The organism is Shewanella litorisediminis, from assembly GCF_016834455.1.
In the GTDB taxonomy this organism is placed as follows: Bacteria; Pseudomonadota; Gammaproteobacteria; order Enterobacterales; family Shewanellaceae; genus Shewanella; species Shewanella litorisediminis.
The window spans coordinates 1,000,896-1,012,240 of the sequence record NZ_CP069213.1 but is presented as its reverse complement, the minus strand read 5'-3'; the positions used below and the strand labels follow the sequence as shown (position 1 = coordinate 1,012,240).

Here is an 11,345-nt window from a genome sequence, read left to right as displayed (position 1 = left end):
GGGCACTGCGTACAGCACCCAGCCAACCATAGTTTCTGGGGAGAGACTATTTAAGATTAAATACAAGCGTATAACCGCCCGACAGTTACACGCTTGCCAATAAACATGAAACAGGAGACCTCATCCCTTTCATGCAGACCTTACAAGACAACAAAGCCACACAAGCAAATGACAACGCTGTCATTAATTACATTACACAATGCGGCTCAGGATTTCTACAATTTTTTGACATTTTTTCGGCGTCGATACTCTTGGTTATTACCAGGGATGCTTTTGGGTGAGTTAAGAGTTACTGAGAAAAAGAGAGCGCAATTGACATCTGGTCGATGTCGGCAATACGCCATGGCGGGCAAAGGCCTTAAGAGCATGCGCCGGTAATTGGCTGATGAGTACACGCGATGACTCATGCGTGGTGCGTCAGAGCCTTCCAGGGTCCTGTTAATGCCGTTGCAGGCGGCCCTGTTGCTCCACTCACTGAAACGCCCTTTTGCGTGAGTTGGCCAATTTTTGGCAACTGAACCATTGAACTGTCGATTAACAGCCCCCATGTCTTTAAAAGCGGTGATTGGTGCTGATGTCTGTATGACCCTTGTGGTGAGTTGCCAAGGCAAGGCGTTTGGCCCCTGTACCTGACACGGATCTCTCATCTGCGTTTAACCCGGGCAAAGTGTGAAAGATGCCATGACACCTGCCGGTACCTGATGCTCTTTGCCAAGAACGCTATTGGTAATAAGAGGTTAGCCGGTCGCTTATTACAGTACACATGTGAATGCGCCACAACCGGGATAATGCAACCGCTTGCCGACATTAACCATGTGGTGACATATAGCAAAACCATTGATAACATCGGGCCTTCGGTGTCCGGTTCCGTCAGCTTGGACGGCCCCTCTGTGATGTACAGACATGGCCAGGACCCTAGATTTATACATAAAGGATAATAACAAATGACTGCGCAGTACGTTCCTCTCAATAATACCGCTCACAAAAACCTGAAAGTTAAGCAAGCCCTTGAACTTGCTGAATTTGAAAAGCATCACATGCTGCCCTTGGTTGTTCAGGAATTTATGCCCGCAGCCACCAGTTTCCCCATCATTTTCGCCAAAAACACCGACAGCGGCGAATATCAGCCAGTGGCTGTTACCTCTCTGAAGCCAGAGAGCAACAAATTTATCAAAGACGGAAAATGGACCCAGCGCTACGTACCTATGCAGCTGCGTGTGGCACCTTTCATTGCCGGCCCTGATGAAACTCAGGAGAAACTGCTGATTGGTATCAATCAAAACAGCACCCTGCTGAGCGAAGAAGAAGGCGTGGCACTGTTTAATGAAAACGGTGAACAGACTGAGTTCCTGCAGGACCGCGTGAAATTTATTGGCCAGCTTTTCGACTTCCGTGAACTGACCAAGCAGTTTGTAAAGACCCTGACTGACCATGACTTGCTGCAGCCAAAAACACTGACTGTAAACGGTAAAGATGGCGAGAAAGCCAATTATGACGGCATTTACATGGTTGATGAGAAGAAACTGCACGAGCTGAGCGATGAAGCCAAGCTTGAGCTGTTCAACAAGGGCGCACTGTCTGCCATTTACGCGCACCTCGCATCACTGAATCAAATCGATTTGGTCATGGGCGAGTAAGCGTGAAAGCATAAAAGAGCCGGGTTATCCCGGCTTTTTTTATTTGTGCCCTTTGCCTGCAGTGGACTTAGCCGCAGTCAGGATGCCCTTGCCATGGCCGCCTTCAGCCCAGCGAGCCATTTGCCGTGATCCAACAAAAACTCCTCTGCCTTTGCTGCCAGCGCGTCGTTGCTCTCTAACAGCTGCCTGCTTTGCTCTATCTCCCGCGGGTCAAGCGCCTTGATACGGCTTGAAAAGCCCATGCCATAGAGTACATAGAGGAAGTTTTTATCATCGAACAAATCAAAGCGGGTGAAAAAGTCCGATTGCTGGGGTGGTCTCAGGGCAAATTTCGCCAATCGTGATTTGAGGGTTTCAGACCAGGTGGCCGGATCGCGGTTGGCTGCCCAAAAGCCGGTATCGTCCCTGTCTGACAGACAGTAATGCAGCTTGATAAAATCGATGACCCTTTCCCAAACGTAGGTGATCACGTCATTGTAGTAAGGGCTCAGGGCCTCAATATCCGAGACCTCTCTGGGGAAGTTTTTGGCCAGCAGTTCTGCAGAAAAATCCGTCACCAATATCGAGGTAGCTTCCAGTGGTTCGACAAACCCCTGTGCAAGCCCCAGGGTGGCGCAATTTTTGGCCCAAAACTTTTCCCGATAACCAATTTTCATCGGGATCTTTCTTGGCGATATCTCGCTCTCGTCCATACCAAGGTATTGGGCAAAGGTTGCAACGGCTTCTTCATCACTCATGTACTGACTGCAATACACAAAGCCGGTACCCCGGCGGGTGGTAAGGGGAATGTCCCAAATCCAGCCCGCCCTGTGCGCGGTCGCCTTGGTGTATGGTGACAGCGGCTCACCCGGCCTGAGTGGCACCTGCTGTACTATCACCGAGTCGGTCAGTAGCTCTTTGCCTTTATCGACAAAGGGTATCTTTAATACTTTGTCCAGGAGCACCGAATGAAAGCCACTGCAATCGACATAGAAATCGAACGCCAGATTGCCGGCCTCTTTGGTGGTGAGACTGGCAATGGCGCCCTCGTCATCCAGTGTCGCCCCTGTCACTGTGGCACTTAGATACTTTACACCAAAGCGGCCCTTGGCATTATTCGCCATCAGCGAGGCAAACTTCTGGGCATTGAAATGATAGGCGTAAGACAGCTCACCCTGATACTCGGGAGCACTGATGCGCTTGGGGGCCAGATGTTTTTCACAAACCCGGGCCTGTATGCCAACATCATCAAAGGGACGCTCATCCCTTTGGGTCAGCCAATAGTTACTGATGTCCATCCCCCCCGGATAGGGAGAGTCGAAGGGATGGTAATAGTGGTTTTCCCCATGGCGCACGGGGTCTAGCCAATTAACAAACTTAATCCCCTGTTTGAAGGTGGTATCACAGGTAGCCAGCAGCTCGGCTTCAGAAATGCCAAAGCGTTTCAGCCCTTTCATGATGTAGGGCACAGTGCCCTCACCCACACCAATGGTCGGGATGTCCGGCGATTCGATAAGGGTGATTTCAACCTCTTTATCGGCGCACAGCTCAGCCCCCAAATGATTGGCGGCCAACCAGCCGGCAGTGCCGCCACCCAGGATAGCAATTTTGGTTATTTTCATTTGCAGACCTGTCCTTCAATAAAAAAACCCAGTCGAGACTGGGTTTTTTATTACACATTTATCTTAGAAGTTGAAGCTTGCGCCCAGCTTGTAAGTGGTTTCGCCTTTGAATGACCAGGTTGGGTAGCCATCCTGCAGGGCAGGCTTAACGGCGGTACCCACACCGGCAGCACCGTACTGAACGTCATCTTCTGCAGTCAGGTTGATGAGTTCGAGACGCAGCGCGATGTTCTCAGTTACATTCCAACCCAGAGTCACGTCCAGAGTACCGAAGTCATCGTGCATGCGGTTACCGTAGTATTTACCGTATTCACGCACCATGTACTCGCTACGCCAGTTGTAGGCAGCACGGGCTGAGAAGGTATCATTTTCCCAGTAGCCTACGAGGTTGGTGGTGTGCTTGGATGCTTCGGTGAATACGCCGATGTTATCGGTGTACACTTCTGCAGGCGCAGTACCCTCGGTAAAGGTGTAGTTGGCATTAATACCAAAGCCATTTTCCCAGGCGTGGTTCAACTGCAGTTCAATACCGTCGATGGAGCCGCCACCGGCGTTCATGTAGCTGTCTACAATCCAGCTGTCTGCAGGCGGGTCAAGGTCTTGGTTGATTACACCAATCGCCTTGGTTTCCGGAGCAGTTGCCACGATAAAGTTGCTGATATCCTTTATGAAGTAGGTTGCAGCAAACAGGTTGCCATCACCATAGTAGTACTCGATGCTGACATCAGCCTGAGACGACTTCATGGGCTCCAGACCTGGGTTACCGTAGGTGATCTGCTCGTTGCCACGACGGTCATCCGGATAACCTGACGAAGTAGACAGGAACAGGTTGTCGTAGTTGGGGCGGGTGATGGCCTGACCGGCCGCCAAACGCAGGATAAGGTCATCAGCCAGATCGAAAGCCACGTTTACACTTGGCAGCACATCGTGATAGCTGTCGCTTACGCTGTGAACTTCTTCGCTCCAACCGGCGTTGATGCCCAGGTTGTCTGCGGGAGAGTTATCGATAACGTGGCCGCTTGAAGTCACATCGGTTTGGATATAACGCAGACCGAAGTTACCGCGGAAACCCTCACCCTCGAAGGAGAACATACCGTACAAAGACAGGTTTTCTTCATCGATTTTGCCATAGGCAGGACGGCTGTAGACAAACTCATCAACCAGAGAAACGGTTGCGTCTATCATGGCGTCCAGATTGGCCTTTGGAATGGTCCATTCGTCATAGCCCAGCTTCATGGTGCCGCTGTACAGATCGGTGCTGTTGAATACGTTTGGCAAACTGCCATACACAGCACGGTACTCTTTCTTCTCGAAGGTGTGCTCGGTATAGCGAATACCGGTTTCAAACTTGTTGATAGCACCCAGATCCAGGTCAAAGTCCAGATCTACCTGTACGTAAGACTCTTCATCTGTGTTCGGGCCCTGGATACCGGTCCACTGGGAAGTGCCCACTGTGGTGTCCAGATTGTCGATACCGAAGCTCATGTCGCGGCCATTGATATCAATTTGCTTACCGGTGGCATCAACCACACCTGCCCACTTGATATCTTTGAATTTGTCGCCCCACCAGCCATAACCAAAGTTTGCACTCATCTGAGTACCACCTTCGGCCTTGGTCTTACCGGCTACGGCAGCGACCGCATAACCATCGCCATCGTACTCCATGTTCAGTTCGAAGGTGTCAGAAGTCATCTCACCCTTACGCGCCCAGTTCTGGAAGAACACGTCTGATGGGTCGCTCTCTGGTGTATCGCTGTATGTACACACACCGGCATCGTTAAACTGCTTGCAGTGTGATTCACCTGCGCCCCAGTTGGTATCGGTGTTGATGTACATGTTGGCGCCGATGCTGTCCGCGCCCAGTTTCAGCGACAGGATGTGAGCACCGAATTCCAGGTTATCGGTAGGACGATATTGCAAAGTGGCATCCAGCGCGGTGCGCTCCTGGCTTTGCAGGAAGCTTGATGGCTGAATTGACGAACGACCACCCCAGTCAAGGTCAGCCTCGGTACCAACACGCAGATACTCTCTGTCTACGTACGCACCGGAAACCAGAATACCGAAGGTTTCAGCTTCGTTCTTCCAGCTATAGAGGCCTGAAACTTCGGGGGCCCACTCTTCATTGATTGAACCGTATTCACCTTTTACAGAGCCAAAAATGGAGTTGGCGTCCATATCCAGCGGCTTGCGGGTTTTAACGATTACAGTACCACCGATACCACCTTCAACGAGGTTGGCCTGGGTAGTCTTGTACACTTCCATACCACCAATCAGTTCAGCGGGCAGCATAGAGTAGTTGAATGAACGGTCGATGTTCATCTGATCGTACCAACCGGTCGAGGCCACGTTTTGACCATTCAGGGTGGTGAGCGTCATCAGAGGATCTGTACCGCGGATAGACACTGAACTGCCCTGACCGAAAGTACGACCTACGGTCACACCGGGTACACGGCCAAGTGCTTGACCTACATCGGAATCAGGGAGTTTACCAATATCTTCGGCAGTCACAGCATCAACGACAGCGTTGGAAAAACGCTTTTCGTTGATGTTAGCTTTGTTGGACGCGCGGATACCGCGCACTTCAATCTTTTCAATATTTGCAGTGTCAACCGGAGCTTCGGCAGCCACTGCACCTACTGATACCGCACCACCGAGGAGGATTGCGATATTGGTAGCGAGGACACTCTTTTTAAAGGTAGATGGTCGCATCTCGTTTCCCTTCCATATTATTTTTTATGTTTTTGCATCCATAACCATTCCCGAAGGAATGACAACGCTGTCATGTCTAGCGCAAACATTACACAATAATTAACAGCGTTACCACAACAAAATAACTGTGCGTTGAAAAAAAGTGCGTCTCAATCGAGCCTGCAGAGCGTTCGTAAAACAAAAGATCTTTTGTTAACAGCATGTTATTTCAGGTGGGCGTGTGGCCTGCCCGTGTCAGCCAGCGCTTCAGTTAACTCCTTCAGGGAAAAGGCGATTGCCAATCCGGGGAAAAATCCGCACTATACGTGAAATATTCTCAACCAATGCAAGTGCAATATTTGGTAATCCCAACGCCAGTCTTCTGCCAGTTTCCAGCCAAATAGTGCCAACAATAGATTGAATTACTGAGTGTTTAGATGAAAGTCACCATAAACGACGTTGCCAAATATGCCGGTGTGTCTATCAAGACTGTTTCCCGGGTCACCAACAATGAACCCTCGGTAAAGCAGGCAACCATAGATAAGGTAAATGAAGCCATCAAGGCCCTCAATTACCAGCCCAACCTGGCTGCGCGAAACCTCGCCGGTACCAAGTCCTATGTGATTGGCTTTATCTACGACAACCCCAACGCCTACTACATCATCGATATGCAAAACGGTATTTTGTCAGCATGTCGCGATAAGGGTTACGAACTTCTTATCCATCCCTGCGATGCCACTGCCGACACCATCTGCGAAGAGTTAACGGCTTTGGTAAAGCACGCCAGACTGGCTGGATTGGTTCTCACGCCTCCCCTTTCGGAAGATCCCAAGATTCTGGCGGCACTCGACGATATTGATGCCCACTACGTGCGCATCATTGCCGGAGACAGAAACAAAGAAAGTTGCGGCTTAACGGTATTGGTCAACGACAGACACGGCGCTGTGTCTATTACCCAGCATCTGATTGATTTAGGTCATAAAGATATCGCTTTTATCAGCGGTGACGAGCAGCACGAATCGACCAAAGAGCGGTTTGCCGGCTTTTGCGATGCACTCTCGCTTAACAAGATAACTCTGAATCCCGGGTTTGTTGTAGAAGGGCAGTACTCGTTTGAGTCGGGTGTTGAAGGCGCTAAACGACTGCTGGCAATGACACCAAGGCCAACGGCAATCGTGGCCTGTAACGATGAAATAGCGGCTGGTGCCTTGTTTGTCGCGCGTTTGCAGGGAGTTGATATTCCTCGCGATATCTCAATTGTTGGCTTCGAAGACAGCCCGTTTTCACGTCAAACCTGGCCAAAGCTGACAACGGTTCACCAACCCAACCAAAAGATTGCGCAGGTCGCCACCGAGCTTCTGATAGCGAACCGTAAAGAGCAGCGCCTCGACAGTGCCAGGGTCTTTACGCCGGAGCCTGTAGTCCGGGACTCCAGCAGCCATCCGCTTTAAGATATCCGGCTCAATGCAACTTCAGCTTGGGCCGCTGCCATCTGAGTAGCTTTTGCGCCAATCGATAGACCAACGCCGAAAACCAACCAAATAAGCTGGACAGGTGACGGTGATATAGGGAGAGGTACATAAAGCGGGCTACGTGCCCCTCGATAAAAAAGTCACCTCGCCTTAAATTCCCCATCAAATTCCCTACCGCCGAGAATCGACTGAGCGACACCAGAGAGCCGTAATCGCGGTATTCAAAGGGGACTTCAGCCTGCCCTGCAAGGCGGCTGAGGATATTGTGGTATAAGGTGTCAGCCATTTGTGCAGCCGCCTGGGCCCTGGGCGGTACAGCCTTCCCATTCGCCAGGATAAGCTGAGCGCAATCCCCCAAAGCGTAAATATCGGTGTGCCCTTTCACACGCATACAGGCATCCACTTCAACCTGATTTCTTGGGGTGATAGGTAACTTACTGAGGTCTGAAAACACATTCGGGCCTTTAACCCCTGCGGCCCACACCTTGATATCCGCCTTGATAAGGTTGCCATCCCGGGTGGTGAAACCTTCTTTGGTGACTTCCTTTACCTGAACGCCAAGATGTAAGTGAATACCTATTTTATCGAGGACAGCCTGAGCACGCCCACTGACCCTGTCGGGTAGCTGCGGCAAAATTTTGGGAGCGGCTTCGATAAGATGGATGTCCAGGTGCTGCTTGGAAATATTCTGATAGCCAAATTCTCTGACGGATTCGACAACATGATGAAGTTCAGCGGCGAGCTCAACACCAGTCGCTCCGGCACCTACGATACCTATGCTCAAGCGTGACTGGGTTTCATCAAGGAGCATAAGACCATCGAGCAATTGTCGGTGAAATTGTTCTGCATTTTGCAGGCTATCGAGAAATATGCAGTGAGACTCGGCGCCGGGCGTATTGAAACTGTTGGAAACACCGCCAAGCGCCAGTACCAGATAGTCATACTCAATGGTGCGGGGGCCCATCAACAGTTCTTGCTGCTCATTGTAAAGAGCTGAAAGTTGTATCGTTTTTGCATCCGGGTCCAGAGCCTCAAGAGAGCCTCGCTGATAGCGATAACCATTTTTCAGGCCGTGGTCGCGATAAAGCAGCCCCTCTATCGATTGATCAATAGCCCCGACGGCCACTTCGTGCAGCTTCGGCTTCCATATATGAATTGGGCTTCTGTCGATGAGCAAGATGTCGGCTTTGCTTTTCAGCCCCAGCTTTCGCCCTAACTTTGAGGCCAATGCGAGCCCCCCTGCCCCACCGCCTACAATGACTATTCGCTTTGTGCCCACAGCTTTTCTCCGCAGTACATTCCTTTTTGCTTTTATATCACAGCGATACAGCGAAACAAGCTGGCGCCAGGTTCAAATAACAAGGGCTACTTCAAGAAAGACTAAAACACCAGGATATAAAACCAAAAACACCAAAACAAAAAGAAATATCAACCACAGAACGATTACAACACCAATCGTGCCAGCCGAACACACTAAAAAGGGCCTTGCGGCCCTTTTTTACACTGCTTCTTCGTTTTCTTCGCCAGTACGGATCCGGATGACCCGTTCAACGTCAGTAACAAAAATCTTACCGTCGCCAATCTTGCCAGTGCGAGCTGTATCCACTATCACATCCAACGCCTGATCCAAAAGCTCATCCTGAATAACCAGCTCAATCTTTACCTTGGGCAGAAAGTCGACCATGTACTCCGCACCACGGTATAACTCGGTGTGCCCTTTCTGACGACCAAAGCCTTTCACTTCAGAGACTGTCATACCGGTTATGCCAATTTCAGCCAGTGCTTCTCGCACATCATCCAGCTTAAAAGGCTTGATTATGGCTTCGACTTTTTTCATCAACTGCTCCCTAAATTTACACTAACCCAAAGTCTGTTAGCTAATAGCTTACCACTACAATGATTAGAAGAAGAGGTAAAATGATTCAATATTCTTAGAGCAGAACAACATATACGAATCCACTCAATCTGAACCAATTCTTCTATACTCAATTAATTCGGTCGTAACCGAGTTTAGGTCATTGCAGGACGCATTGACGACAAACAGCAAGGATTTGCTATGAAACATCAAAACGGCTTTACGCTTATTGAGCTAATGATAACAATCGCGATAGTAACCATATTGCTTACTATCGGAGTCCCTCAACTTACTGAATTACATCAAGCTTACAGGGCAGATTCCGCGATAAAAGTCATTCAACAAACCTTGCAATACGCCAGAAACACAGCCATCAGCTATGGACTTCGTGTGACAGTTTGCCCACTAAAAGACAATCAATGCACGAATGACTGGCACCTGGGTCTAGCGGTCTTCACCGACTCAGGCATTAGTAATCAGATAGATGGAAGTGACAAATTACTGATGCAAACAGGCTCTTTTGATAGCAGTGACTTTATGTTCTACAACCGCGCAGCGGCTCGCTTTCAACCTGATGGACTCGCATCGGGCAGCAACGGAACATTCAAGTACTGCCCAGGTTCGGCAGACAGCCCTTATTCCAAAGCAGTGATAATTAATCAGGCAGGCAGAGTACGCATCTCGACAGAGAAAAATATCGATTGCACTCAATAATGCTATACCTAAGCCAGCATAACTGTTAAATCAACACTGAGCTGGTAGAGCTCTTTTCTACTGAAATTGGGCAACTTCTCGCTTATACTTTCAAACAGTATCAGTGAGGAGTTTTAGATGCATAGAACAAAGCAAGGATTTACCTTAGTTGAACTCATGGTCACCATTGCAGTAGCTGCAATACTCTTAGCTATTGGCGTACCCTCTTTAACTTCTGTATATGAGCAAGTGAGGGTAGACAACAATGTTAAGAAGATTCATGACCTGTTTGCTTTCGCACGCAATCAAGCTGTGAGTTATGGAGCAACAGTCAAGATATGCTCTTTTGCTTCAGCAACTTCCTGTGGGACAACAGCAGACTGGAGTGGCGGTATAAGAGTCTATGTTACCGATGCAGCTAACACTGATCACGAACTAAGAGCTATAGACAGTTTTAATGGCCTGGACAAAGTTAAGGCATCTGCAGTTTCAATGACTTTTTCCGCTGACGGGCTGGCGTCTGGAGGCACAGTAACATATTGCCCGAATGGCAAAGCTAGCGAATCACAGACAGTTCTAATAAGCACTAGTGGACTGGTGTCTTATGGTGCCAACGGCAACGCTTGTTAGCATATTTATGCAGCCACGTAAAAAGCCCCATATTTTGGGGCTTTTTTATACCTATTTAAACTGAAAATTTATCTTAACGTTTGCTTATCCACGCTCTGCGCCTTTGGACTTGAAAAAGTTGTATTTAATGGCACACACTCTTCAACACTCTTAATGTATACTCTTTTACCATTACTGTCTTGTAATTGGGTGCCGGGTAAGCGAGCTATTTTCAGCTGCACCTCATTCTCATCCCAGCGGTAGAATACGACCCGCTCACCTTTCGGCAGACTATCAACAAAACATTTGTAATCCTGTTTTGCAGCGTGTGCAACTTGAGCGACCGATGATAACGAAAAGGCAAATAAAAGATAAGCAATAGTCTTGTTCATTTCCAACACTCCGCAGAAGATCCCGTGTCGCCGGACGATGTCAACGTAATGTTGGCACATTCAGAATCTCTATTAGCCTGAGAACCAATCGCTTTGGCAGTAATCGTAAATGAGCTCGCTCCGTCAGAAGAAATTTCATAATAGCCATTTTTAGTAATAAACGGATTCGCATCTAATCCAAGCTTTGTCATATCAGTGGTGTAAGCTCTATTATCCAAATAATACTGCTCCTGCAAATTCGCTACACGCATAACTGCTGCGACACCTTCTGAGCGCGCGCTTTTAGTCACATAGTTAACATACGACGGATAAGCTATTGCCGCCAATATAGAGACAATAGCAACCACTATCATCAACTCTATTAACGTAAAACCAAATTTTTTCTTACTATTCATACC

General features: G+C 48.9%; 10 protein-coding genes. 4 read left to right on the top strand and 6 right to left on the bottom strand.

All coding sequences use genetic code 11. The annotated features are described in order from the left end of the window. Positions 1 to 944: 944 nt before the first annotated feature. Positions 945 to 1,637 carry a SapC family protein gene (locus JQC75_RS04475; RefSeq protein ID WP_203326277.1) on the top strand — a complete coding sequence of 231 codons (693 nt, stop codon included), beginning with the start codon at positions 945 to 947 and terminating at the stop codon, positions 1,635 to 1,637. Positions 1,638 to 1,714: 77 nt separating this feature from the next. On the opposite strand, the gene JQC75_RS04470 is transcribed toward JQC75_RS04475, so the two are convergent. Both JQC75_RS04470 and JQC75_RS04465 read right to left on the bottom strand, forming a co-directional pair. Next, positions 1,715 to 3,238 (bottom strand): tryptophan halogenase family protein, encoded by a 1,524-nt coding sequence (locus tag JQC75_RS04470; protein WP_203326276.1) that lies wholly within the window; start codon positions 3,236 to 3,238, stop codon positions 1,715 to 1,717. Positions 3,239 to 3,301: 63 nt separating this feature from the next. Further along, entirely contained in the window at positions 3,302 to 5,947 is a 2,646-nt protein-coding gene (locus JQC75_RS04465; protein ID WP_203326275.1) for a TonB-dependent receptor, read from the bottom strand. A gap of 416 nt (positions 5,948 to 6,363) precedes the next feature. Between JQC75_RS04465 and JQC75_RS04460 the strand changes: the two genes are divergently transcribed. After that, positions 6,364 to 7,377 carry a LacI family DNA-binding transcriptional regulator gene (locus JQC75_RS04460; protein WP_203326274.1) on the top strand — a complete coding sequence of 338 codons (1,014 nt, stop codon included), beginning with the start codon at positions 6,364 to 6,366 and terminating at the stop codon, positions 7,375 to 7,377. Between the two features lie 10 nt (positions 7,378 to 7,387). Here JQC75_RS04460 and JQC75_RS04455 read toward each other — a convergent pair whose 3' ends face one another. Beyond that, complete coding sequence (locus JQC75_RS04455) at positions 7,388 to 8,677, bottom strand: NAD(P)/FAD-dependent oxidoreductase (protein ID WP_203326273.1); 1,290 nt, start codon at positions 8,675 to 8,677, stop codon at positions 7,388 to 7,390. A gap of 219 nt (positions 8,678 to 8,896) precedes the next feature. After that, the gene (glnB, locus tag JQC75_RS04450; RefSeq protein WP_011759051.1) at positions 8,897 to 9,235 is read right to left on the bottom strand and encodes a nitrogen regulatory protein P-II; all 339 of its coding nucleotides are present in this window, start codon (positions 9,233 to 9,235) and stop codon (positions 8,897 to 8,899) included. Positions 9,236 to 9,454: 219 nt separating this feature from the next. On the opposite strand from glnB, the gene JQC75_RS04445 reads away from it, so the two are divergent. Beyond that, positions 9,455 to 9,967, top strand: coding sequence for a GspH/FimT family pseudopilin (locus JQC75_RS04445; RefSeq protein ID WP_203326272.1), 513 nt, complete (start codon positions 9,455 to 9,457; stop codon positions 9,965 to 9,967). Between the two features lie 117 nt (positions 9,968 to 10,084). Continuing rightward, entirely contained in the window at positions 10,085 to 10,576 is a 492-nt protein-coding gene (locus JQC75_RS04440) for a GspH/FimT family pseudopilin (protein WP_203326271.1), read from the top strand. 68 nt (positions 10,577 to 10,644) lie between these two features. Here JQC75_RS04440 and JQC75_RS04435 read toward each other — a convergent pair whose 3' ends face one another. Beyond that, positions 10,645 to 10,947 carry a TapY2 family type IVa secretion system protein gene (locus JQC75_RS04435; protein ID WP_203326270.1) on the bottom strand — a complete coding sequence of 101 codons (303 nt, stop codon included), beginning with the start codon at positions 10,945 to 10,947 and terminating at the stop codon, positions 10,645 to 10,647. Then, the gene (locus tag JQC75_RS04430) at positions 10,944 to 11,342 is read right to left on the bottom strand and encodes a type IV pilin protein (protein ID WP_203326269.1); all 399 of its coding nucleotides are present in this window, start codon (positions 11,340 to 11,342) and stop codon (positions 10,944 to 10,946) included. Before JQC75_RS04430 ends, JQC75_RS04435 begins: the two co-directional genes overlap by 4 nt. Positions 11,343 to 11,345: the final 3 nt, after the last annotated feature.

Bases quoted from the DNA above. Each gene is read 5' to 3' on its own strand.
- JQC75_RS04475 (WP_203326277.1), top strand. From the start codon at position 945: ATGACTGCGCAGTACGTTCCTCTCAATAATACCGCTCACAAAAACCTG.
- JQC75_RS04470 (WP_203326276.1), bottom strand. From the start codon at position 3,238: ATGAAAATAACCAAAATTGCTATCCTGGGTGGCGGCACTGCCGGCTGG.
- JQC75_RS04465 (WP_203326275.1), bottom strand. From the start codon at position 5,947: ATGCGACCATCTACCTTTAAAAAGAGTGTCCTCGCTACCAATATCGCA.
- JQC75_RS04460 (WP_203326274.1), top strand. From the start codon at position 6,364: ATGAAAGTCACCATAAACGACGTTGCCAAATATGCCGGTGTGTCTATC.
- glnB (WP_011759051.1), bottom strand. From the start codon at position 9,235: ATGAAAAAAGTCGAAGCCATAATCAAGCCTTTTAAGCTGGATGATGTG.
- JQC75_RS04445 (WP_203326272.1), top strand. From the start codon at position 9,455: ATGAAACATCAAAACGGCTTTACGCTTATTGAGCTAATGATAACAATC.
- JQC75_RS04440 (WP_203326271.1), top strand. From the start codon at position 10,085: ATGCATAGAACAAAGCAAGGATTTACCTTAGTTGAACTCATGGTCACC.
- JQC75_RS04435 (WP_203326270.1), bottom strand. From the start codon at position 10,947: ATGAACAAGACTATTGCTTATCTTTTATTTGCCTTTTCGTTATCATCG.
- JQC75_RS04430 (WP_203326269.1), bottom strand. From the start codon at position 11,342: ATGAATAGTAAGAAAAAATTTGGTTTTACGTTAATAGAGTTGATGATA.